At 43.3% G+C, this 23,679-nt stretch carries 20 protein-coding genes and 1 pseudogene; all 21 read left to right on the plus strand.

All coding sequences use genetic code 11. The features are described 5' to 3' along the window. Positions 1 to 34 precede the first annotated feature (34 nt). Positions 35 to 976 carry a WavQ gene (locus OKC40_RS13010; protein WP_270795467.1) on the plus strand — a complete coding sequence of 314 codons (942 nt, stop codon included), beginning with the start codon at positions 35 to 37 and terminating at the stop codon, positions 974 to 976. A gap of 164 nt (positions 977 to 1,140) precedes the next feature. Continuing rightward, complete coding sequence (locus tag OKC40_RS13015; RefSeq protein WP_270795469.1) at positions 1,141 to 2,109, plus strand: EpsG family protein; 969 nt, start codon at positions 1,141 to 1,143, stop codon at positions 2,107 to 2,109. A gap of 35 nt (positions 2,110 to 2,144) precedes the next feature. Then, complete coding sequence (locus tag OKC40_RS13020; protein ID WP_270795471.1) at positions 2,145 to 2,981, plus strand: glycosyltransferase; 837 nt, start codon at positions 2,145 to 2,147, stop codon at positions 2,979 to 2,981. Positions 2,982 to 2,995: 14 nt separating this feature from the next. Beyond that, a complete protein-coding gene (locus tag OKC40_RS13025) occupies positions 2,996 to 3,682 on the plus strand; it encodes a glycosyltransferase family 2 protein (protein ID WP_333563269.1) in 687 nt (228 codons plus the stop codon). Beyond that, positions 3,679 to 4,791 carry a GDP-mannose 4,6-dehydratase gene (gmd, locus tag OKC40_RS13030; RefSeq protein WP_270795475.1) on the plus strand — a complete coding sequence of 371 codons (1,113 nt, stop codon included), beginning with the start codon at positions 3,679 to 3,681 and terminating at the stop codon, positions 4,789 to 4,791. Before OKC40_RS13025 ends, gmd begins: the two co-directional genes overlap by 4 nt. A 3-nt stretch (positions 4,792 to 4,794) precedes the next feature. Further along, complete coding sequence (fcl, locus tag OKC40_RS13035) at positions 4,795 to 5,772, plus strand: GDP-L-fucose synthase (RefSeq protein ID WP_270795477.1); 978 nt, start codon at positions 4,795 to 4,797, stop codon at positions 5,770 to 5,772. Next, positions 5,769 to 6,248, plus strand: coding sequence for a GDP-mannose mannosyl hydrolase (locus OKC40_RS13040; RefSeq protein WP_270795479.1), 480 nt, complete (start codon positions 5,769 to 5,771; stop codon positions 6,246 to 6,248). Before fcl ends, OKC40_RS13040 begins: the two co-directional genes overlap by 4 nt. Before the next feature lie 4 nt (positions 6,249 to 6,252). Continuing rightward, complete coding sequence (locus OKC40_RS13045) at positions 6,253 to 7,659, plus strand: mannose-1-phosphate guanylyltransferase/mannose-6-phosphate isomerase (RefSeq protein ID WP_270795481.1); 1,407 nt, start codon at positions 6,253 to 6,255, stop codon at positions 7,657 to 7,659. Positions 7,660 to 7,689: 30 nt separating this feature from the next. Further along, positions 7,690 to 9,108, plus strand: a complete 1,419-nt coding sequence (locus tag OKC40_RS13050) for a phosphomannomutase (protein ID WP_270795482.1) — start codon at positions 7,690 to 7,692, stop codon at positions 9,106 to 9,108. A 164-nt stretch (positions 9,109 to 9,272) separates the two neighbouring features. After that, complete coding sequence (locus tag OKC40_RS13055; protein WP_270795484.1) at positions 9,273 to 10,034, plus strand: glycosyltransferase family 2 protein; 762 nt, start codon at positions 9,273 to 9,275, stop codon at positions 10,032 to 10,034. Positions 10,035 to 10,037: 3 nt separating this feature from the next. Beyond that, positions 10,038 to 10,946, plus strand: a complete 909-nt coding sequence (locus OKC40_RS13060; protein ID WP_270795486.1) for an NAD-dependent epimerase/dehydratase family protein — start codon at positions 10,038 to 10,040, stop codon at positions 10,944 to 10,946. Between the two features lie 16 nt (positions 10,947 to 10,962). Then, positions 10,963 to 11,517: a sugar transferase gene (locus tag OKC40_RS13065; RefSeq protein WP_270795488.1), complete on the plus strand. Its 555-nt coding sequence runs from the start codon at positions 10,963 to 10,965 to the stop codon at positions 11,515 to 11,517. Between the two features lie 25 nt (positions 11,518 to 11,542). Further along, entirely contained in the window at positions 11,543 to 13,504 is a 1,962-nt protein-coding gene (locus OKC40_RS13070; RefSeq protein ID WP_270795490.1) for a polysaccharide biosynthesis protein, read from the plus strand. A 207-nt stretch (positions 13,505 to 13,711) separates the two neighbouring features. Further along, positions 13,712 to 16,342, plus strand: coding sequence for an SLBB domain-containing protein (locus tag OKC40_RS13075; RefSeq protein WP_270795492.1), 2,631 nt, complete (start codon positions 13,712 to 13,714; stop codon positions 16,340 to 16,342). Between the two features lie 77 nt (positions 16,343 to 16,419). After that, positions 16,420 to 17,379, plus strand: a complete 960-nt coding sequence (locus OKC40_RS13080) for a Wzz/FepE/Etk N-terminal domain-containing protein (protein ID WP_270795494.1) — start codon at positions 16,420 to 16,422, stop codon at positions 17,377 to 17,379. A 127-nt stretch (positions 17,380 to 17,506) separates the two neighbouring features. After that, on the plus strand, positions 17,507 to 17,761 hold the full coding sequence (locus OKC40_RS13085) for a hypothetical protein (protein WP_270795496.1): 255 nt from the start codon (positions 17,507 to 17,509) through the stop codon (positions 17,759 to 17,761). Between the two features lie 35 nt (positions 17,762 to 17,796). Beyond that, positions 17,797 to 18,528 carry a YjbF family lipoprotein gene (locus OKC40_RS13090; protein WP_270795498.1) on the plus strand — a complete coding sequence of 244 codons (732 nt, stop codon included), beginning with the start codon at positions 17,797 to 17,799 and terminating at the stop codon, positions 18,526 to 18,528. Then, positions 18,525 to 19,286, plus strand: a complete 762-nt coding sequence (locus OKC40_RS13095) for a capsule biosynthesis GfcC family protein (RefSeq protein WP_270795500.1) — start codon at positions 18,525 to 18,527, stop codon at positions 19,284 to 19,286. The genes OKC40_RS13090 and OKC40_RS13095 overlap by 4 nt, the downstream gene beginning before the upstream one ends. Next, on the plus strand, positions 19,283 to 21,376 hold the full coding sequence (locus tag OKC40_RS13100; protein ID WP_270795502.1) for a YjbH domain-containing protein: 2,094 nt from the start codon (positions 19,283 to 19,285) through the stop codon (positions 21,374 to 21,376). Before OKC40_RS13095 ends, OKC40_RS13100 begins: the two co-directional genes overlap by 4 nt. Before the next feature lie 58 nt (positions 21,377 to 21,434). After that, the gene (locus tag OKC40_RS13105) at positions 21,435 to 22,508 is read left to right on the plus strand and encodes an LPS O-antigen chain length determinant protein WzzB (protein ID WP_270795504.1); all 1,074 of its coding nucleotides are present in this window, start codon (positions 21,435 to 21,437) and stop codon (positions 22,506 to 22,508) included. 113 nt (positions 22,509 to 22,621) lie between these two features. Beyond that, positions 22,622 to 23,602, plus strand: a pseudogene (locus OKC40_RS13110) (O-antigen ligase family protein); the annotation flags it as partial. Positions 23,603 to 23,679: the final 77 nt, after the last annotated feature.

The raw sequence follows: 23,679 nt of genomic DNA on the forward strand, positions 1-23,679 counted from the left end.
TGATAACTAGAACTGTACATAAGGTTGAATCTGAGTGAATTATTATATTTATGCACCTACTTATGATGAAAATAGCGGTGGTTCGGTTGTGTTGCACCGCTTATGTCATCTGATTAATCAAATTGATGGTTGTAATGCCTACTTAGTACCATTTTGTCCGGAGAGAAAACCTTTAAATACCCTGTCGGTAATTTTTATAGATATATTAAAAATAATTAAATGGTTAATTATTCTTCCATTTGAAAAATATTTATTTAAGACCCACCCATCTTGGGATACACCAATAAAAACAAAATTTGAAATGAAAGATGTCCAAGATTCGATAGTTATTTACCCAGAAATCACATATGGTAATCCATTAAATGCAAGTAATGTCGTCAGATGGTTCCTTCATCAACCAGGGCACTTTACTAAGCATGTTTGCATTGGTGTTAACGAATTTCATGTCAAGTTTAATAGCGCTATAAAAGATTTCAACCATTGCTTTTCGCATCTATCGGAACGAGAGTTAAAGGTTATTTATTATCCATTGGAATATTATAATGAACATGGCATAGTAAAGAGAGAGGGGTGTTGTTATCTTGTTCGTAAAGGGGGCGATAAAGATAAATGTCACCCTGAAACAGCAATTAAAATAGATGGTTTAAGCCATGCTCAGGTTTCAAATTTTTTTAAAAAATCTAAACGATTTATTTCTTATGATGATTACACTGCGTACTCCATTTTTGCTGCATTGTGTGGCTGTGAGTCAGTGGTGGTTCCTTCAAATGGTATCTCAAAAGAGCAATGGTATCCAAATCCAACAGATCGATATGGCATCGCTTATGGTTTTTCAAATGAAGAGTTATCACTGGCGTATGACTCTAGGGGGAAATTATTAGAACATATTGAAAAAGAGCATCAACGCTCATTCGATAACGTTGTGAGGTTTGTTGATGAAACAATTATGTTTTTCAAATGCAGAGAAAAATCATAAAAAAGAGATGTTTATTATATAACGTTATCGAACTATGCAATATAAACTCGTCTTTAATTAATCTGATATTTAAGTTTAAATTATTGATGATTGTTGGTTTGATGCGTTTTTTAAAAAATCTACAATGTCCTCAAAATTTGAAATAATAAAAGGCTTTCAGCACAATGGGGCGTGTTCTTATCTCAAAATTTTTCCTCATGTCATTGTTTTTTTCAATATTATTGGGGGTGGTATCAGCATTTAAACCGATTGACTTATTGCCTGATATGTCAATATATAAAGAATATTTTTATGGCATTGTTAGTGGTGCAGATATAATAGTTGAACCATCATACGTTCTAGTGTCAAAAATATCCTATCTTTTGGGAGTCGGTTTTCCATTTGTCATATTTATATATTTTTTCTTTTCGTTGTTAATTAAAGCGTATGTAATAAGAAAAGATAGCGAAAGATATGTGTTTGCACTTTTGTATATAACGTCATATATGTTATTACACGAGTTCATCCAGATTCGTATTGGTATTGCGATATCAATGCTATTTATAGGCTGTTACCTTCATTTTCATGGTAGGATACTAAGTGGTGCGGCAGTAATACTTGCCGCTGCACTATTTCATGTATCTGCAATAATATTCCCAATAATATTCTATTTCGCTGTTTTTGTATCTAACAAGCGGGTTGTATTTATTTTGCCAATGCTTGTATTAATTTCGTTTGTGGCTTCTTTGAGTAATAGTTTTAATATTTTAGATTTTTTGAACTTACTACCAAGTGCATTTCAATATAAAATCAATCTATATGTAGAAATGCAAAGCTATTTGAATGAAGATATAAATATATTATCCATCAGGTTGTTGATATTTTACTTTGTCATCGCCTTGTTATGGCATTCTATAGATAGATTGATATATACAGATAAAATAATTTTAATTGTCTGTACTTGCTTTATCATTATAATGCTATTTTCGGTGGGTTTACCTTCATTAGCTTTGAGAGTAGTTGAAATCGCCGGTCCATTTTTTATACTTTTGATTGCTAGGTTGAGGCGTTACTTTGCAAAACCATATGTATATGCAATATGGTTAGTGACATTTGTATCTAATATATATTACTCATATTATTTTTTCGGTTAAACAGCGATTGTTTGTTATTGAAAATGGAAAAGACAATGTATGATGATCTATTAATAGTCATTGTGACTTATAAAAAAAGAATTAAAGATATTCAGTTTTTTAATGAAGTAAATTTATCTGTGCATAAATTTGATGTGTTGGTTTATGATAATTCTCCATTACCTCAGTTAATCAATGAACAAGATTTTCCATACTTAAAATATATCCATGATAGCCAAAACCCAGGAGTGAGTGCTGCATATAATTGTGCTTTTAAGCATGCAGAAAGAAATAATAAAAAGGTTGTATTACTATTGGATCAAGATACAACCTTCAAAACCGCTTTTTTGCCTGTATATTTTAATAGTTACACAGAATATGGCGATAAGTACATCTATGCACCAATGGTATGCAATGATGCCAAAAGTAAAGTGTATTCACCATCTGGGCTAAGGTGGTTTGTTGGTAAAGCGCAACAGTACAACGACATTAGCTATCACCAAGTGTACTGTCTAAGTCAACATTCAGTAATAAATAGTGGATTAATGATTCCATTGTCATTATTCAACACTGTTGGTGGATATAATGAAAAAATCAAGCTTGACTTTAGTGATGTATATTTTATTGAAAGATACAAGGAAATAAATAACCATATAATACTACTACCTATAAATATAATGCATAGTCTTTCTGGCGATGAGGGATATGACAAGGAAAGGGAGCTACATCGTTTTAAATATTATTGTGTGGGCGCTAGAGAATTAGCAAAAAGTTTAGAGAAAAACACCTTTTATACTGTTTTAAGACGAATGATAAGGCTTGTTATGAAATACCGCACTTTAAATCCGCTAGCTACAGTAGCTAAATATTACTTGAGTGATGTAGTGTTATGAGGATTTCTGTTTGCATGGCCACCTATAATGGTGAAAGCTATATAAAAGAACAGATTGAAAGCATTCTACCTCAGTTGAGGGACGGTGATGAATTGATCGTTTCTGATGATGGGTCTACAGATCAAACATTAGAGATAGTCTTTTCTTTTGAATGTGAAAAGGTGAAAATATTACATGGTCCGAGAGATGGCCTAATAAAAAACTTCGAGAATGCGATTAATGCAGCCAAGGGTGATTATATTTTTTTGTGTGATCAAGATGATGTTTGGCTAAAAAATAAAGTTAATGTCTTTAAAGCTGCCTTTGAAAATGGTGCTGATTTAATCGTATCTGATTGCCACGTGGTTGATTCAAAGGTAAAAATAATTAACGAATCTTTTTTTTCCTTAAGAAACAGCAGGGTTGGTTTTTTTTCTAATCTTGTACGAAATGGTTTTTTGGGTTGTTGTATGGCGTTCAAAGCAGAACTTAAACCCAAAATTCTACCATTTCCTAATAATATACCGATGCATGATTGGTGGATAGGTCTTGTTGCTAGCCTTTATGGTGAGGTGGTTTTTATTAATCAGCCGTTAATTCTTTATCGCCGCCATGGTAATAATGCATCACCTACGGGGGATAAAAGTTCATTTCCTTTGATGACTCAAGCTGCACATAGGCTTAGTTTATGTTTCTATTTAATGAAGGTGTATTTAAAATGAATAATAAAGTGGCATTCATTACTGGTATCACTGGCCAAGACGGTTCTTATTTAGCCGAGTTGTTGGTTGAAAAAGGGTATCAGGTGCACGGTTTAATTCGTCGTGCCTCCTCTTATAACACCTCGCGTATCGATCATCTGCGTCAGGTTAGTGACAATATCACTTTGCATTATGGTGACTTGTCTGACAGCTCTAACCTTAACCGCTTGATTAAAGATATTGCACCGGACGAAGTGTATAACTTGGGGGCTATGTCTCATGTCGCCGTCTCTTTTGAATCACCGGAATATGCCGCAGATGTGGATGCCATCGGTACTTTGCGTATTCTTGAAGCTATTCGGGTGAATGGCTTGGCGCAAAAGACTAAGTTTTATCAAGCCTCTACCTCTGAGCTGTATGGCTTGGTACAAGAGATCCCGCAGCGCGAAACCACCCCGTTTTATCCGCGTTCACCCTATGCGGTGGCCAAGATGTATGCATACTGGATCACCGTGAACTACCGCGAATCCTATGGCATGTATGCATGTAACGGCATTTTATTTAACCATGAATCGCCACGCCGTGGTGAAACCTTTGTCACCCGCAAGATAACCCGCGCTATCGCCAATATCGCTCAAGGTCTCGAAAGCTGCCTGCATCTGGGCAATATGGATGCGCTGCGCGACTGGGGCCACGCCAAAGATTACGTGCGTATGCAGTGGATGATGCTGCAACAAGATGCCGCTGAAGATTTTGTGATTGCTACCGGCAAGCAGATCTCTGTGCGTGAATTTGTGCGCATGTCAGCTAAAGAAGCTGGCATCGAACTGACTTTTAGCGGCGAAGGGGTGGATGAAATCGCCACCGTCAGCGCCATCAGTGGCGATAACGCCCCTGGTGTCATGGTGGGTGATGTGATCGTCAAAGTCGATGAGCGTTTCTTCCGCCCATCCGAGGTTGAAACCCTGCTCGGCGACCCGGCCAAGGCCAAGGCCAAGCTGGGTTGGGTGCCAGAGATCACTGTGGAAGAGATGTGCGCCGAGATGGTACAAAGCGACCTAAACAAGGCCAAGCAACATGCCTTGCTCAAAGCCCACGGCTTTGATGTTTCCCTGTCGGTGGAGAATTGATCGATGACAGCGCAACAGGCTAAACAGCGGGTATTTGTCGCTGGTCATCGGGGCATGGTCGGTTCGGCCATCTGCCGTCAGTTAAAACAGCGTGCGGATGTAGAACTGGTGGTGCGCACTCGTAGCGAGCTGGATTTAACCTCTCAGCAGGCTGTGACTGCGTTTTTTCAAAACGAGCGCATCGACCAAGTCTATTTGGCGGCCGCCAAGGTGGGCGGTATTCATGCTAACAACAGTTACCCTGCCGAGTTTATTTTTGAAAACCTGATGATGGAGTGCAACATCATCCATGGTGCACATCTGGGCGGGGTGCAAAAGCTGCTGTTTTTAGGTTCATCGTGCATTTACCCCAAGCTGGCGGAGCAACCGATGAGTGAGGCAGCTTTGCTGACCGGTATGCTGGAAGCTACCAACGAGCCCTATGCGATTGCCAAAATAGCTGGCATCAAGCTGTGTGAATCCTATAACCGCCAATATGGCCGCGATTATCGCAGCGTGATGCCAACCAACCTGTATGGCGAAAACGACAACTTTCATCCGGAAAACTCTCATGTGATCCCAGCGTTGATGCGCCGTTTTCATGAAGCCAAATTACTCGGTGACAGCAAAGTGGTAGTATGGGGCAGCGGCACGCCGATGCGCGAGTTTTTGCATGTTGATGATATGGCTGCTGCCAGCGTGCATGTGATGGAGCTGGCCGATGAAATTTATCAGGCCAATACCGAGCCGATGCTGTCGCACATTAACGTGGGCACCGGGGTTGATTGCACCATTCGTGAATTGGCGCAGACCATGGCCAAGGTGGTTGGTTTTGCCGGTGAGGTGGTGTTTGATGCCACGAAGCCCGATGGTACCCCGCGCAAGTTGATGGATGTCAGCCGCTTGGCTCATTTGGGCTGGCGTTATACCCACTCATTAGAGGCTGGCTTGACCCTGACTTATCAGTGGTTCCTGGCGCATCAGGATGATTTTCGTAAATGAGCCAGAGTCAGCCAAGCCCTTGGTTAGACAAGGCACAATTTCAACAGATAGTGGCGGCAACGCCACTTATCTCGGTTGATTTGATTGTACGCAACGAGCTTGGACAGATACTGCTTGGACGTCGTTTAAACCGCCCAGCACAAGGCTTTTGGTTCGTACCTGGAGGTCGGGTGCGTAAAGACGAACGGTTAAATGATGCTTTTTGGCGTTTAACTGAGGAGGAGTTAGGGGTTGCTGCTAGTCGTGGCAGCGCCCGTTTGCTTGGGCCTTATGAGCACTTTTATGCCGATAACTTCTCCGGCACCGATTTCACCACCCATTACGTAGTGCTGGGGTATGAATTGGCGTGGCAAGGGCAACAAGATGCCTTGCCCATCAGCCAGCACGACCAATATCGTTGGTTTGATGTAGCTGAATTGCTGCAAGACCTAAGCGTGCATCAGCACACCAAAGATTATTTTTTAGATAGGACGTAATGCCATGATACTGCCAGTTGTAATGGCCGGGGGCTCCGGCACTCGCCTGTGGCCTTTGTCGCGCACTCTGTTCCCCAAGCAGTTTTTATCTCTGACTAGTGATGCCACCCTGTTGCAAGAGACCTTGCTGCGCCTGAGCCCGTTAGCGCATCAGCCGGCCTTCATCATCTGCAATCAAGAGCACCGTTTCATCGTGGCCGAGCAGCTGCGCAAAGGGCATTTGCAACACAGTGGGATTGCGCTGGAGCCGTTTGGCCGCAACACTGCACCAGCGGTGGCTATCGCCGCTCTACATGCTAGCGCGCAAGGTGACGATCCCTTATTGCTGGTGCTGGCCGCCGACCATGTGATCGCCAAACCAGCCGTTTTTTGCCAAGCGGTGAAAGTGGCTATACCCTTGGCCGAACAGGGCAAGTTAGTCACCTTTGGCATAGTGCCTACCGCGGCAGAAACCGGTTATGGCTATATCCAGCAGGGTAGTGAAGTGGGCCATGGCGCAAGCACCGTTGCAGCATTTGTCGAGAAACCTGATTTAGCTACAGCTCAGCAATATTTGGCCGATAGTCGTTACTTGTGGAACAGCGGCATGTTCTTGTTTAAGGCCTCTGTGTATCTGCAAGAGCTTAAACACCACAACCCTGCCATGCTGGCCGCCTGTGAGCAGGCGCTGGACTTGGCGCAAGATGATCTGGACTTTATCCGCCTTGATCCAGATGCCTTTGCCGCCTGTCCAGATGATTCTATCGATTATGCTGTGATGGAAAAAACCGCCAACGCTGTAGTGATGCCGCTCGATGCCAATTGGAGCGATGTCGGCTCTTGGTCTGCCCTGTGGGAAGTGAGCGACAAAGACGCACAAGGCAATGTGCTGCACGGTGATGTGTTAACCGAGCAGACTCACAACAGCTTTATCTATGCTCAGCACCGCTTAACCGCCACCGTTGGCATTGACGATGTGGTGGTGGTTGAAACCAAAGATGCGGTGTTGGTGGCGCATAAAGATCGGGTGCAAGAGATCAAAGGGATCGTCAATCAGTTAAAAGCGGCCAAGCGCCCCGAGCAGTTGCAACACCGCGAAGTGTTTCGCCCCTGGGGTAGTCACGATGCGATTGCCGATGGGCAGCGCTATCACGTTAAACATGTAATGGTCAAACCGGGCCAAAAAACTGCTCTGCAAATGCATTATCACCGTGCTGAACATTGGATCATTGTTTCTGGCATCGCTCGGGTAACCCGAGGTGATGAAACCTTTTTGATTTCAGAAAATGAATCAACTTATATTCCGGTCGGTGTGGCCCATGCCATTGAAAACCCTGGCAAGATCCCGCTTGAGATGATTGAAGTGCGTAGTGGCATTTATCTTGAGGAAGATGATATTGTGCGTATTCCATCTACCGGAGTGGGCTATTGATGAATATTTGCACTATTTGGATGGTGGCTGATGCTTAATACAAAAAATGTAATTGGCACGAGTGGTGTGAAATTTGGTACCAGTGGTGCACGCGGCTTGGTAGTCGATTTTAATCCCGAAGTGTGTGCGGCTTTTACTCATGCCTTTGTTGCGGTATTGCGTAATGAGTTTGCCCCCAGGCAATTAGCCTTGGCCATCGATAATCGCCCCAGCAGTTATGCAATGGCGCAAGCCTGCGCCGCGGCATTAATTCAAGCAGAGGTTGAGCCAATCTATTACGGGGTTATCCCGACACCGGCACTCGCTTATCAGGCGATGCAAGACAGCATGCCATGTATCATGGTCACCGGTAGCCATATTCCATTTGATCGTAATGGGCTGAAATTCTATCGACCCGATGGTGAGATCACTAAGGCTGATGAGTTGGCGATTTTGGCTGCTGAGGTCGAATTTCACTCTTTACCCGTATTACCTGAGTTGATTGCTAGCCCACATGCTGCTAAAAGTTATTGTGAACGTTACGCCTCTTTGTTTTCTAGCGATATGTTAGTGGGTAAGCGTATCGGTATTTATGAGCATTCCAGCGCTGGTCGTGAACTCTATGCCCCATTATTTAAGTCTTTGGGGGCTGAGGTTGTGCGTATCGAGCGTAGCGATAAGTTTGTGCCGATCGATACTGAAGCGGTAAGTGAAGAAGATAAAGTCAAGGCAAGGTTGTGGTCTGCCCAATACCAACTGGATGCAATCTTCTCTACCGATGGTGATGGTGATCGACCTTTGGTGGCTGATGAAAATGGTCAATGGTTGCGCGGTGATATCTTGGGGTTGTTGTGTGCCAGTGCTTTAAAGATAGATGCCCTGGCGATCCCGGTCAGTAGTAATACAGTGATTGCTAATTGCGGTCGCTTTAACAAAGTACAACTGACCAAAATTGGCTCGCCATATGTGATTGCCGAGTTTTCCCTATTAGCCAAGCAGTATTCACGTATTGCTGGTTTTGAAGCCAACGGTGGTTTTTTGTTGGGGAGTGATATTGATCTCGCTGGCAAACCGCTGGCGGCCTTGCCAACCCGTGATGCGGTGCTGCCATTTTTAATGTTGTTATCAACTGCGGGCAAGGGGAGGATTTCCCCCTTGGTGGATGCCTTACCTGCCCGTTACACCCACTCTGATCGGATCCAACATTTTGCCACTGCTCGTTGCCAAGCGATTTTAGCTGAGGGTCTCAAAAACCCGCAAGACTTGTTGGTGAAACTTGGTTTTAACGATGTGCAGGTTATCTTGGCAGATACCACAGATGGTTTGCGGTTGACTTTAAGTCATGGTTGGGTTATCCATCTGCGTCCCTCTGGTAATGCCCCTGAACTGCGTTGTTACGTCGAGGCGGATGATATGGCTAAGGCGCAGGCGTTGGTAGAGCAGGTGTTACATCGTGTGACATTGTTATAATCCGTGTATCAAGGGATGTACTCTTTATTAAATCATCCTCAGAACTGTTGGATATAAAATGAAAAACTGCAGTTGCTGAGTTTACTTTTGTTTTAAGTCGGTGATGGCTAATTTATTAAAATCGCTGATTTATATTTTTATATGGTCGAATGGGCAGAGTGAAAATGAAAGTCTCTATTATTACCGTTTGTTACAATTCAGAAAAAACGATTGAAGACACGATTCGCTCTGTAGCAGGCCAAACATATAAAGACATTGAATATATCATTGTTGATGGCGGCTCAACTGATCAAACGAACGAAATCGTAAAAAAATATTCAGATATTGTTAGTGTTCATATCAGCGAAAAAGACAGCGGGCTGTATGATGCTATGAATAAAGGTATTAAGTTGGCAACAGGAGATGTTATTGGCATTCTGAACTCTGATGATTTTTTTGTTTCAGACAATAGCCTCGCAGAGTTAATGGATGGTTTTTCTAGTCCTGATATTGATGCCGTGTATTCAGATTTAGTTTATGTTGAATCAGCAAATACAAATAATGTTACAAGATTATATAGCTCTAAGATTTTTAAAAAATCTTTGATTAAATTTGGGATGATGTTACCCCACCCCACTTTTTATGCTAAAAAACATATATATGATAACTATGGACTCTATAAATTAAACTACAGAGTGGCAGCTGATTTTGAATTTATTGCGCGATGCGTTATGAATAACATTACTTTACATAGAGTGCCTTCAATTACTGTCAAGATGAGAGAAGGGGGGATTAGCTCTAGTGGTATTCTTTGGCGTATACACCAAAATATGGAAATAGTGAGGGCATGCAAGGAAAATGGTATCAGTACAAATATTTTCTTCGTGGCGTTAAAATTACCATATAAACTATTTTCCTTGTTAACCAGAAAGTTTGTCAGAGTCTAAAGAATGAAAATTTTAATCACAGGTTCGACGGGTTTTATCGGTCGAGAGGTTATAGCTCAAAAGGCTGATTTTCGTTGCGTCATTCGAGATGGAGAATCGTTAAGTTGCGATGATGTTTTTATTATCGGTAGATTAGATAAAAGCACATGCTGGGATGCTGGGCTTGAAAATATCAATGCGGTTATTCATTTGGCGGGCATCGCACATAACAAGAATGTTAGCCAAGATGATTTTCGTTCTGTAAATACAGAGGGGACGCTGCATCTTGCTCGCGAAGCCGCTAGGCTAGGAGTAAAAAGGTTTGTTTTTGTTAGTTCAATTGGGGTGAATGGCACATTTACAGATAAAATGCCATTTAATATTAACTCAATAGCTAATCCACATAATCATTATGCACAGTCAAAATATGAGGCTGAGCTTGGATTAAAAGAAATAGCGGATGAAACTGGTCTTGAAGTCGTCATTGTGCGGCCTACACTGGTGTACGGAGTAAATGCACCAGGTAACTTTGGTATGCTAACCAAACTTGTAAGATTGTTGCCGTTTTTACCTTTTGGCTTGGTCAATAACAGACGCAGTTTTATCTCGGTTAAAAACATAGCAAGTCTTCTTCTTGAGTGTGCAACAAACCCGAATGCTGCTGGCCATATTTTTTTAGCATCCGATGGTGACAATGTTTCTACTAAAAAACTCACCAATGCTATTGCTGAGGGACTGGGCAAAAAAGTGATTCAGTTGCCAATTCCTACGAGTTTTATGCGTTTATGTGGTAAGTTGACTGGTAAGTCAGCAGTTATAGAACAGCTATTAGGTAATTTAGAGGTTGATTCATCTAACCTTCAAGAGGTCTTAGGATGGACTCCTCCGCTTAGTATGAGTCAGGCAATGGCTTCGCTGCGTGAATTAAAATAACTTCAGGTGGATAATAATGATTCGTCTAATAGATTTTCTTGCTTCTTTCTTTGGCTTGCTGCTGCTATGGCCACTTTTGTTGCTGGTGACCATCATGGGTTTTTTGGATACTGGCTCGCCGATTTTTATTCAGACCCGAGTGGGAAAAGATAAAAATCCATTTAAGCTAATTAAATTTCGAACCATGTCTGTCGATACCCAGTCGGTGGCGAGCCACTTGGCTAACACAAGTTCGATCACCAAGCTAGGGGCCTTTTTACGCAAGACTAAAATTGATGAACTTCCACAACTCATTAATGTACTTAAAGGTGAGATGAGCTTGGTTGGGCCTCGACCTAATCTATTTAATCAGGAAGAACTAATCAAAGAACGTGATGCTTTGGGTATTTATGATGTATTGCCTGGTATTACAGGTTTAGCTCAGATTCAGAATATTGATATGTCTACACCAGCATTGTTAGCCAAAACTGATCGTGAAATGATTGATTCATTAAATATTGAAAAATACTTTCGCTACATACTGATGACCGCAACAGGCCGTGGCAGTGGTGATGCAATTAAAAATAAATAAATATGTATTTATATTGGGATAAATCATGTTGGATCTTTTTTTAGGTATCTCTCGTTTCTATAAGCGACTAATCAGTGTATTTGCTGACTCGATATTACTGTCAATCGCATACTGGGGGGCGTTTGGAGTTCGTCTTGACGCAGAGGCGCCATTTGACGATGTCAACTATTGGCATGTCCTGGCATTGCTTCTCCCTGTGACTATTTTCATATTTATGAAATTGGGTCTTTATCGTGCCGTATTACGGTATGTGGGATTTAAAGTACTATGGACTGTGTCATTGGGGGTAGCTCTGTCTGCCGTCATGTTTGTCATGTTGGCTTTCTTTCTTGCCGTACCTTTGCCAAGAACAGTCTCTCTTATCTATTTCTCATTTGCAGTGTTATTGGTTGGTGGGGTTAGGCTTTTCTTCAGAATGGCCATTCACCGTGGAAAACATACCCGTATTCCGGTTCTAATATATGGTGCTGGAGCATCTGGACGTCAATTACAGATAGCCTTGAATCAAGGGCAAGAATTTTATCCTGTTGCATTTGTCGATGACGATAACTCCTTGGTTAAAGCTGTTATTCAAGGCGTCAGCGTCTATAGCTCTGAAAGTATAGCTAATTTGATTTCCCAGTTTGAAATTAAGAAAATATTGTTAGCAATGCCCAGTGCATCTCGAGCTCGCCGTCAAGAGGTTATCAATCATTTAGAGCACTTTCCATGCGAGGTACTCTCTATTCCTGGCATGGTGGACTTGGTCGAAGGAAAGGCTCACATTGATGAATTGAAAGAAGTCTCTATCGAAGATCTGCTAGGTCGGGATCCTGTTGATCCGATCCCTAATTTGATGAACGCCAACATATCTGGCAAGAAAGTCATGGTTACCGGAGCGGGGGGCTCTATCGGTTCGGAATTATGTCGACAAATCATTCGCTGCCGACCAGAAAAGTTGGTCCTTTTTGAATTGTCAGAGTATGGATTATACGCTATTGATAAAGAGCTAAGGGAGTTATGTATAGCTCAGAGCCTTGATGTTGAAATTATACCCCTGTTGGGCTCTGTGCAAAGAATGCATCGCTTACAAGCCGTGATGCGTTATTTTCAAGTTCAAACAGTTTATCATGCCGCGGCCTATAAGCATGTTCCTTTGGTTGAATATAATGTTGTTGAGGGGGTTCGTAATAATGTTTTTGGTACCTTGTACAGTGCTCAAGCGGCTATCTCGGCAGGAGTGGAGACATTTGTCTTAATTTCTACTGATAAAGCAGTACGACCAACTAACACCATGGGAACGACCAAGCGGTTGGCTGAGTTGGTGCTTCAAGCCCTTGCAGCTGCGCAGTCTCACACTCGCTTTTGCATGGTGCGTTTTGGCAATGTGCTAGGTTCTTCCGGATCCGTTGTGCCTTTATTCCGACAGCAAATCCGCTCTGGTGGGCCGCTTACAGTCACTCATCCTGATATCACTCGATATTTTATGACAATTCCTGAAGCTTCTCAGCTGGTGATTCAGGCTGGAGCCATGGGAGAGGGGGGCGATGTATTTGTGTTGGACATGGGGAAATCAGTCAAGATTATAGATTTAGCATATCGCATGATACGCCTCAGTGGTTTGCGCGTTAGAAATGAACAATTTCCCGACGGTGATATCGAAATCAAGATTACGGGGTTACGACCTGGCGAGAAGCTTTATGAAGAGTTGTTAATTGGTGAGCAAGTCGAAGGGACTGCACATCCGCGTATAATGAAAGCATCTGAGCAGATGCTCACTTGGTCTGAACTTCGGGCATTTTTGGTGGATCTCGACATCGCTTGTCATCAGTTTGATCACGAAAAAATTCGTGAACTCTTACTTGGTATTCCAGCTGGTTTTTCACCAACAGACGGTATTTGTGATCTTGTGTGGCATGCGAGAATCACAAGTCATGGACAGTTAAATAAACCGACATCAACTAATATAGATTTTCTTTATTCAGATTCATCACTACCTATGCAATGAATATTATGATCTAATTGGTGATAAATAATGTTGTTGTTGTGCGTTTTCACGTGGAGTTTTAGCTTGGGCAACTTCATGTTGAATTTTCACCGTTAAAATTGTTTTAATGATACTTTTTTATCATCGAATAACTATCCACTTGGATTGTTATCGGCAATCCATAAGCGGACTTTGATTAAATTTTAATATCGGCAGGCATTAAACATAATGAATAAAATGAAAGGACTGTGTTTATCATCCGCAGCTTTGATTGGAACGGTAGTCGCTGCACCACAAATAACACCAGAGATGATGGCGAAATTTAAGCAGTTATCTCCTGCCCAGCAGCAGGCATTGGCTGCACAGTATGGTGTCGATACCTCTCAGTTGGGCGGGGGGGCAGGACAAAAAAGTAGCGTTACTCCGGTTAAGACTGCGCCGGTAGCCGCTCCTCGGGAGGTTGATTATAGCCAAACTTCCCAGCGGCCTTTGGTGGCCGGTGTTGCGCAAGAGGGAACGTTACAGCCTTTTGGTTACAATGTTTTTGCCGGTGAACCTCTAACCGATGCTCCGGTCGTCGATATGCCGGTGGCAGATGATTATGTTATGGGGCCAGGTGATGAAATTCGGGTTCAGCTTTATGGCAAGGAAAATGCGACTTATACCCTCGCAATAGGGCGGGAAGGGTTTATCGATTTCCCCTCGCTGGGGCCAATAGCTGCTTCCGGGCAATCGTTCCAGCAATTGCGTAGTGAGCTTGAGAGCCGAATTAAAGAGCAGAAGATTGGGGTTGAAGCCTTTATCAGCTTCGGAGCGCTGCGTACCATGCAAGTATTTGTCATGGGTGATGCTTATCGCCCCGGGGCTTATAATGTTAATGGTATGGCGACTGTGACTCAGGCTCTGCAGGCTGCAGGTGGTATTGATACCGTTGGCTCATTGCGCAAGATCCAGGTCAAGCGTGCTGGTAATAAAGTTATTGATGTTGATCTTTACAAGATGTTGGTTTGGGGGGACACCAGTCAGGATATTCGGTTGCGCTCTGGTGATACGGTCTTTGTCCCAGCCAAGGGCAATGAGGTGAGTATTGATGGTCTTGTCAAACGCCCTGCTATTTACGAGCTGAGTGGCCCAGCTGCTCTGAGTAATGTGTTGGGATTGGCTGGAGGGATGAAAGCCTCGGCATTGAATGAGGTGTCAGTCACTCGTTATGGTGAGAGTGGTATGCGGGTTTTCAACCTGAACTTGTCAAATCAGCATGACCGCCAGTTTGTCGTTCGCGATGGCGATAAAATTAATGTCAAGCCAAGCACCACAGAATACAGTCAGGCTGTTGTAGTGAAAGGTGCAGTAGTCCGAGATGGTGTCTTTAGTTTTGAGCCTGGTATGCGGATTAGTCGTGTGCTGCAGAGCGCTGAACGCGACCTGACTTCGGTGACAGATCTCAACTATGCCTTGGTTGTGCGTGAAATGGATGCTCAACGAAATATTGAGGTGCTGCAATTCAATTTGGGGCGTGCATTGCAAATGCCTGGTGGGGAGGATGATCTCCGCTTACAGCCGCGCGATCAGGTGTTGATTTTTAGTAATGATGCAACAGATAGATTGAAGCAAGTGGCTAATAGTCACCCTTCTTCCGAGGGGCTTAACCAGCTGACCAAGCAACGAATTCAGCAGCAAGCTGACGCTGTAGATAATAGTACTGGTGCCGATGTTAAAGTTAGTGAAATTAGTAAACAGGACAAAATGACTTTGTCGAAGGTGTCCGGTTCAACAGAGACCGAAGCAATGGTCGGTGCTTCTCGTCAAGCTTTGCTATCCCCAGTTCTGGAGCGTTTGAAAGCACAAGCTGCCCAAGGTAAGCCGGTCCAGATTGCCGAGGTGCGTGGCGAGGTAAAATATCCGGGGATTTATCCTTTAACGCGATATAGCCGCACTCATGATTTGATCTTGGCTGCTGGCGGTTTTAATGAAAAGGCAAATATAATTGAGTTATCCCGTGTCAACGAGCGCGGCAATGACATCTCGATTGAAAATCAACGGCTGGATTTGGCTACGGCAAATCGGGTGACCGGTTCGCCATTGGTTCAATCAAAAGATAGCCTGAATGTATTACCGCATCCTCAATGGCGTGAGGAGGCAACGGTTCAAGTTTTTGGCGAAGTCAAGTTCCCAGGGACTTATACGGTTCGCCGTGGCGAAAGTTTGAGTGATTTGATTCAGCGGGTCGGTGGTATTACGCCCTATGCCAATCCAAATGGGACAGTATTTGCCCGTGAAGCGCTGCGCAAGCAGGAAGCTGAACGTCTTGAGTTGTTGCGCGATGAATTGAAACAAGAAATTGCAACAATGACGTTGCGTCGGCAATCCAGCATTGCAAACTACAATAGCTCTCCTGCTGAGGCTATGACAGTTGTTAATCAGCTGGAAAATACCAAGGCAATTGGTCGTATGACGATTGATATGCCTGCTATTTTAAGCGGTGAAAAGAATGCCGATGTCATGCTACAAGATGGTGATAAGGTTTACGTTCCGGCCTTGCAGAATGTGGTATCAATTCAAGGGATGGTACAGTTTCCCTCTACTCACATTTATGATGGTGAGTTGAGTATTAAGGATTATCTAAGCCGTGCTGGTGGGACCAAGAAACAAGCGGATACGGATCGTATCTATGTCATAAAAGCAAATGGCAGTGTCATGTTGCCTGGTGATAGCTGGTTTGGTGGTCGGAAAGGGTTGGAACCTGGTGACAGTATTATTGTACCTGTGGATTCTGACTATCTGGATAATTTGAGCATAATGACTTCTGCAACCCAGGTTCTCTATCAACTTGGTGTCGCATGGAGTGCAGTAAAATAATAACTGCGCTTGTTTGATAACTTTTTGGTCAGATATCTATTATTCAGAAATCTGACCCCTTTAATATCCGGTCTTATATGACAAACATAAAAGAACAGCCTTTGTATTCGCTGGCTATACCCCCTGTAGCAGATGATGAGATAGATTTGCGTGAATTGTTCACGGCACTGTGGAAAGGAAAGTTGTGGCTATTTTTGACAACCTTGCTCGGCGCTGTAATATCTATTGTTATTGCCATATCACTTCCTAATGTTTATCGAGCAGAAGCATTACTTGCTCCGTCATCTGAACAACAAGGTGGTGGGCTTGCGGCTATGGCTGCCCAGTTTGGCGGGCTGGCTAATTTAGCGGGTATCAATTTGAAGAGTGATAAGGCCGATAAAACGGCGATTACTGTTGAAATAGGTAAATCACGTCAGTTTTTAAGCCACTTTATCCGAGATCATCAACTGGAGGTGCCATTGATTGCAGCCTCAAGGGCAGACAAAGTAACTGGTGAGCTTATTATTGATGAAGACATTTATGACTTAACCCGCAAAAAGTGGGTCCGCGAAGTGCCGAATGGAAAGTCTGTGGAGCCTACGGATTGGGAGCTGGTCGAGGCATTTCGCAAGCTGGCTAGTGTCAGCCAGGATAGCAAGTCTGGGTTGGTAACTGTTGCGGTTGATTTCTACTCCCCACAACTTGCTAAGCAGTGGGTTGACTGGTTAGTGTCAGACCTCAACTCCACCATGAAAACGCGCGATCAGAATGATGCTATCCGTAACATTACCTACCTTAAGTCCCAGCTTGAGAAGACGTCAGTAGCTGATATGCAGAAGGTTTTTTATCAATTGATTGAAGATCAGACCAAAACGCTGATGCTGGCTGAAGTCAACCAGGAGTATGTGTTCAAAACCCTGGACCCTGCGGTTGTGGCTGAAGAGAAATTAAAGCCCAAGCGTGCGCTGATCGTGGTACTTGGTACTTTACTAGGCACTTTGTTCGGTGTTGTGCTGCTGCTGGGTCGTCACGCTATGCGTCGTAAGGTGGCATAAGTGCGGCTTGTGTGGTAGCTATACAAAACGAGAGTTTGACTCAAACGTACCACGTGGGAGCTGGTCAAATTCTCAATTTGGGATTATCCTATATCTTCTTAACTCACTCATGATAAGGAATGTTTGCATGAAAAAGTCAGCTATGACTTTGGCCGCTTTGCTGGCTCTGTCAACTAATGCGTTTGCTGCTGAAGACGTTGCAGCAGCTACTACTACCACCGGTGGTACTGCTGGTGGTGTTGCTGCTACTGGCGCTGCAATTGGCACAACCACTGCAGTTGCCATTGGTGTCGGTGTTGCTGCGTTGACTGCACTGGTTGTTTCTGAAGCCAGCAAAGACAATGCAGGTACTGGTACCAATACCAATACTGCTACCAAGTAATTGTGTATATTTATTTTTAATAAATAAGGCTACCTTTGGTAGCCTTATTTTTTAGCGTTCTTCTTTTCAAACCGAGCTCTGTTGATATGGTTTTCATTCGTCAATTGATATTTTTAGGATTCTTTTTATTAAGTGGATGCTCGACCACTGGGTCAGATACATTTGCAACACTACGATATGCCGCTTGGGGTAATCCAGATGTTGAGCTGACTGCCGAACAAGTGAACAAGATCCCCTACGCTAGCGCCTATCTGCAAGTAGGTGATAACCCACAAGCATTTGTAGTATTAGCATTTGCTGATCCAGATAACTCACTTACCTGGATTGGAGCAGACAAAAATATTTTTGTGACCAAGTATGGACGTATTATCAAGACGGCTGGTCTGGATAATGATCTCTATAGTATTCGTGAGATTGGAGCAAGTTCTGATCCTTTGCGTCTGATTAAGGTATTTTTAACTAATGAGAAAAGCCAGCAAGTCTACCAGCCTTGGTCGTATCGAGGTGAATGGACTAAAGACTACGTAAGCGGCTATCAGGTACATGCAAATGTGACTCATCCTCAAGTAGACACGCTTGTGATCCTCGGGAAATCTTATCAAACCCTACTCTTTGAAGAATTGATTGATATTCCATCACTCAATCAACAGTGGATAAACAAATATTGGGTTGATCAACATAATGGTCAATTGCTCAGAACAGAACAGCAACTGGGACCTGATATGCCAGTTATTAAAATGACCATTTTGAAACCATACTTATCATGAAATTTAAAATTATTTTAGCTTTTTTATTGCCCGCCATCACTGTGTATAGTGCGGAACAGGGTAGTCAGGTAAATGTGGTCTACTCCAATCATTCTGTTGCCACGTTGAAGTTATTATCAGGGGCCAGGCTTGCTGATCTTTTACTATCCTCACAGTTACCTTCTGATACGTACTGGCGCAGTGCCCAGATAAGTCATCCTCAGTCTCACGCTAAAATAATAGCAGATAAAATGAATCTGTTGAGTGATCTGAAGGCGTTGCAAGTACAGTGGATGCGTGATGGTAATATGGGCGCATGGGTACAATCTTCACAGCAACTTCTTATTGAGATTGACCGCCTTAATGTTACAGGGCGATTACCCATAGCAATCGATCCTGTTATCAATCGTGCTCATGAAGATAAAAATCCTCTGTTATCAGGTGATTATACACTGTTCATATCTCCTCGTAGCCAGTTCATCTATTTTACTGGCCTAATTAATGGAGCCTCCAGACAACTTTTACGCGAAGGTGCTGGTTTGGCAGATTACTGGCAAGCATATTCGCTGTTGGCGGGGGCCGATCTGGCTCAAGCCTATCTGATTCAACCAACAGGCGAGGTCTCGCTGGTGCCTGTTGCTGTCTGGAACCAATTGCATCGTGAGCCGATGGCAGGAGCAACATTATTTGTCGGTTTTGATACAGACTTGTTACCTGCCAAATATAAGAATCTAAATCTGCGTATTGCTAATCTGCTTGCCAACCGGATGCCTGAATGATGATACCAAGAGTAACGTTTATTGCGCTTTTCGTAAGTAGTGTTGTGCATGCAGCAAGCCCTGCTAATGACCCATATGGCCCATCGCAGAGTGATTTTGGTGGTGTGGGGTTGATGCAGATGCCGACTGCCAGAATGGCAAAAGAGGGGGAGTTCAGCGCCAACTATTTTGATAATGATCAATATCGTCGTTGGTCTATTTCTGTTCAACCCTTTGATTGGTTTGAAGCTACCCTGCGTTATACTGATGTGAGAACACAACTCTACAGTCAAAACGAAGATTTTAGTGGTGATCAAACCTATAAAGATAAAGGAATAGACTTCAAATTCAGACTGATACGGGAGTCTAAATGGGGCCCCCAAGTTGCTCTTGGCTTCAGAGATTTGATGGGCACCGGGTTGTTTGATAGTGAATATGTAGTTGCGAGTAAGCGCTATGGGCCTTTCGATTTCACTCTTGGCATGGGGTGGGGCAATATGGCCGAAAGTGGCAATATCAACAATCCATTCTGTGAAATTAAAGGTAGCTGGTGTCAGCGGAACCAAGGTGTTTCAGGAAGTGGTGGAAAGTTTGAATGGAATAGCCTCTTCCATGGGACAACTGCACTATTTGGTGGCGTTGAATATCAAACGCCATGGCATCCTCTACGATTGAAACTGGAGTATGATGGTAACGATTATAGCCGAGAGTTTGCCGCGAGCTATGGTCCATTAAAGCAAACATCGCCATGGAATGTTGGTGCAGTCTATCGAGTATTTGATAATATAGACACGCATCTGAGTTGGCAGCGAGGGAATACCTTGATGTGGGGGATTACCATGCGGACCAATTTCAATGAGCTTAGACCTTCACACATTGATGAATCTCGCCAAAAATATCAGGCTGAAAATGTGCCCGATACGGTGGCACATGTAGACTGGAAGCAATTTGCCAGTGACCTGAATCGCAATGCAGGTTGGCAAGATACTGTTATATATCAAGATGATGCATCGGTAACGATTATTGCCGAGCAGGTTAAATACAGAAATAGAGATGAATCTACACTCCGAACCGGTTTGCTGGCTGCAAATTATTTACCCGAATCAGTACGTAAGGTCCATGTCCTCGATAGCAAGGATGATTTCAAGCTACAAGAAACGACTATCGATCTACCATCGGTGCGAGCCGCTAATGTGACTCAGACTTTAGGGCAGGAGCATGAAACGCAGTTTTATACTAGCGCTATCAATAAAGACTATAAGAATAGCAAAAAAGTATTTCAAGAGGAAAAGGATAAAATAACCTACTCAATTGATCCTGACTTGAATCAATCCTTTGGGGGGCCTGAATCATTTTATATGTATCAGTTCGGAATAAATGGTAATGCCAGTTGGCACTTGTCTGAACAGGTATCATTGGATAGCACGGTTTTTCTTAATGTTGTTAATAATTACGATAAGTTTAATTATAAAACTCCACCTGCCGATGGTGAGGCATTACCACGAGTCAGAACATGGATTCGTGAGTATGTAGACTCATCAAATGTTTTATTAAACAACTTGCAGTTGACTAATATACAACAGTTATCTACAGACTGGTATGGCCAGGTATATGGTGGTTATCTTGAGATGATGTATGCAGGTGTGGGAGGGGAAGCATTATATCGTCCTTATGGAAAGTCATGGGCGGTTGGTATTGATACCAACTGGGTAAAACAGAGAGACTGGTATAACACCCTCAAGATGGCAGATTACGATGTGGTTACTGGGCACCTGACTGGTTACTGGCAATTGCCCTATTTTGAGAACATTACGGCCAAAATTGCTGTAGGGAGATATCTGGCTGGTGATAAGGGGGCGACGTTTGATTTTTCCAAACGGTTTGACTCAGGGGTTATGCTTGGTGCTTATGCCACACTGACAGACGTATCTTCTGAAGAGTATGGTGAAGGGAGTTTCACCAAAGGCATTTATGTCACAATTCCCTTCGATCTGATGTTGATCCACCCGACAACAACTAAGGGTTCTATCGGTTGGGTCCCGCTCACTCGTGATGGTGGACAGATGTTGTCACGCAAGACTGCACTTTATAGTCTAACCTCATTGGAATGAGGTGTTTTATAGTATTATGTGGTATGTTTTTTGGAAAACTTTAATAATCGGTGATTGAATGCTATCAAAAAATGACTTGCCAAGCGCTTTTTCTTCAGAGGATGATGAAATAGATCTTCGCGATATTATTTCTATTTTATGGCGTGATAAATTATTGATATTGTTACTGTCTTTTATGTTTTTAAGTATTTCCTCTATTTATGCCTTTCTTGCTCGTCAAGTGTGGACAAGTCAAGCCTTGATCAGCGAACCATCAATAAAACAGGTTGAGGCTTTGGAACTGGGGGTTGCACAGATCAAAGGTAGTATGCCTCTCAACGCTGCTGAACAGATCGATTTTTCGACCTTGGCACGTCCTGAAATATATAAAAGCTTTATTGTAGCATTTAATAGTATGAGCAACAAAAAAGCATTCCTTATAAATGAAGGTGTTTTTGCTGAAGAAATTAAACGAGCTAATATTAAGGATGGTCGCAGTGAGCGTGCATTAATGGATGAGCTCAGCAAAGCTATAGTAGCTATACCATTCGATAAAGTTAGCACTGATTTTACCTTGAGATTTTCTGCTGACAGTGCTGAATTGGCGAATCAGCGCTTATCAAAGTACATTGATTTTATTCAGACGCAACAAATTGCAGAAAAAAATGAAGAGCTCAATAGCATTTTGAATAGTCGTATAAAAGCGCTGTCTGTTCAGTATGAAAATATAAAATCTGATGCTCTTAAAAATCTCCAAGATGAGATTGTAAGGACCCAATATAGTCTGCAAATTAGTGAGGCTGCAGGTGTAGATAGGCCTTTGGAACGTATTGGCTCAGAGTCAATATTTAACATTGACTTAGGCCGTAAGGGATTAGCAGAAAAACTGCGAATTCTAAATGGAATAAAAAACCCTGAGGTATTAACCCCTGAACTGACCAAAGTTCGCCAGCAGCTAAATAGCTTGAAAGCATTAAATTTGACGAATTCTAAGTTCTCATCATTTCATATCATTGACTCGCCAGAGGAGCCTTTTACCAGAGACAAGCCTAAACGGCCGTTGATTGTTGTTTTGGGAACCTTACTTGGCGGTATGTTGGGTATAGTGATTGTTCTTGTTCGTCATGCCTTTCGTCGGCCAGAACAGGTATAATTTTTTGACCGAACAGAGGGGGCAATAGGCCCCCTTTCTTTTTATCTATCACTTCGGCGCCCTTTCAGTGTTGGGCCGGCCTAAGGAGCTGGGCTGTGACGTTAACACGAATCATGATGTTTTTATGTGTACTTTACTGGCTGCTGGGCATGCACTTTTTTATGCACAACCCGGGTGGTGCCGGACTATATCTTCCCTTTAATACATGGGGATGGGAGTTTGCCTCGTTGACTATTGGGATGGGATTGTGGCAAGTGACGTTACGCCAGCGTCTGGTATTTTCTTCATTACAGGCTGCGTTGTGGATAGGGGCTTTTTTGCTGCTGCTCCCTATGCTCTATCCAGGGTTTGCACTTAAGGATTTTGCCATTCCCAGATTGTTGGGGCTGTTTGCTGGTCTGCTGTTTTTGTTCAGTCTCTACCAATGGCGATTTAATCGGTTGCAGCGTGACCGATTGCTCTATCTCGTCCTGATTGCGATCGCAATAGAGGCTGTGATTGGTCTGGTGCAATTCTATCTATTGACACCAGGTAACTGGATTGGCTATGACACCAAGGTCAATCGCCCATATGGGATATTCCAGCAGCCCAATGTGATGGCAACCTTTATGGCAACAGGGATTGCTCTTGCTATCTGGCTGGAATTACGTAGCGAGGGGAGTCGCTTGCTGATGACTCTGCGCTATGGCGTCATTCTATCTTCGGTACTGTTACTGGTTGTTTTACAATCCCGAGTGGGCCAATTGGGTGGCCTTTTAGCCCTGTTCTTATTGCTGCCGCAACTCTATCGTCACAAGTTACTCTGGCGCGTATTGGCTCTGATTATATCGGCGGTAGTGATTGGCCTGCTATCACAATACTGGATGGCGGGAGCCAAGCGTGGGTTGGAGATCTACCAGTCTGGCGGCATGCGTTCCATTTATTGGCCATATGCGATAAAGCTGATTTTGCAGGCTCCCTGGACAGGGTGGGGGTATGGTAGTTTTGAGTCTGTATTTCTGCATCACTATATGGCGGATAAAGCGCTGAATCCTGGCATGGTTCAGATCGAATACAACCTGGATCATCCACATAATGAATTTCTCTACTGGGCTCGGCGTTTTTCAAGATAGTTGTCGCGCAAAGCTGTTTTAAGCAGCCTCTTTCTGCTCCGGCTCGGGTTTCTCGGGCC

It is taken from the genome of Aeromonas sp. QDB11, assembly GCF_027705265.1.
GTDB classification, from domain to species: Bacteria; Pseudomonadota; Gammaproteobacteria; order Enterobacterales; family Aeromonadaceae; genus Aeromonas; species Aeromonas allosaccharophila.

Bases quoted from the DNA above. Each gene is read 5' to 3' on its own strand.
- OKC40_RS13075 (WP_270795492.1), top strand. From the start codon at position 13,712: ATGAATAAAATGAAAGGACTGTGTTTATCATCCGCAGCTTTGATTGGA.
- OKC40_RS13080 (WP_270795494.1), top strand. From the start codon at position 16,420: ATGACAAACATAAAAGAACAGCCTTTGTATTCGCTGGCTATACCCCCT.
- gmd (WP_270795475.1), top strand. From the start codon at position 3,679: ATGAATAATAAAGTGGCATTCATTACTGGTATCACTGGCCAAGACGGT.
- OKC40_RS13040 (WP_270795479.1), top strand. From the start codon at position 5,769: ATGAGCCAGAGTCAGCCAAGCCCTTGGTTAGACAAGGCACAATTTCAA.
- fcl (WP_270795477.1), top strand. From the start codon at position 4,795: ATGACAGCGCAACAGGCTAAACAGCGGGTATTTGTCGCTGGTCATCGG.
- OKC40_RS13060 (WP_270795486.1), top strand. From the start codon at position 10,038: ATGAAAATTTTAATCACAGGTTCGACGGGTTTTATCGGTCGAGAGGTT.
- OKC40_RS13065 (WP_270795488.1), top strand. From the start codon at position 10,963: ATGATTCGTCTAATAGATTTTCTTGCTTCTTTCTTTGGCTTGCTGCTG.
- OKC40_RS13105 (WP_270795504.1), top strand. From the start codon at position 21,435: ATGCTATCAAAAAATGACTTGCCAAGCGCTTTTTCTTCAGAGGATGAT.
- OKC40_RS13100 (WP_270795502.1), top strand. From the start codon at position 19,283: ATGATGATACCAAGAGTAACGTTTATTGCGCTTTTCGTAAGTAGTGTT.
- OKC40_RS13095 (WP_270795500.1), top strand. From the start codon at position 18,525: ATGAAATTTAAAATTATTTTAGCTTTTTTATTGCCCGCCATCACTGTG.
- OKC40_RS13085 (WP_270795496.1), top strand. From the start codon at position 17,507: ATGAAAAAGTCAGCTATGACTTTGGCCGCTTTGCTGGCTCTGTCAACT.
- OKC40_RS13025 (WP_333563269.1), top strand. From the start codon at position 2,996: ATGGCCACCTATAATGGTGAAAGCTATATAAAAGAACAGATTGAAAGC.
- OKC40_RS13045 (WP_270795481.1), top strand. From the start codon at position 6,253: ATGATACTGCCAGTTGTAATGGCCGGGGGCTCCGGCACTCGCCTGTGG.
- OKC40_RS13055 (WP_270795484.1), top strand. From the start codon at position 9,273: ATGAAAGTCTCTATTATTACCGTTTGTTACAATTCAGAAAAAACGATT.
- OKC40_RS13015 (WP_270795469.1), top strand. From the start codon at position 1,141: ATGGGGCGTGTTCTTATCTCAAAATTTTTCCTCATGTCATTGTTTTTT.
- OKC40_RS13020 (WP_270795471.1), top strand. From the start codon at position 2,145: ATGTATGATGATCTATTAATAGTCATTGTGACTTATAAAAAAAGAATT.
- OKC40_RS13050 (WP_270795482.1), top strand. From the start codon at position 7,690: ATGCTTAATACAAAAAATGTAATTGGCACGAGTGGTGTGAAATTTGGT.
- OKC40_RS13070 (WP_270795490.1), top strand. From the start codon at position 11,543: ATGTTGGATCTTTTTTTAGGTATCTCTCGTTTCTATAAGCGACTAATC.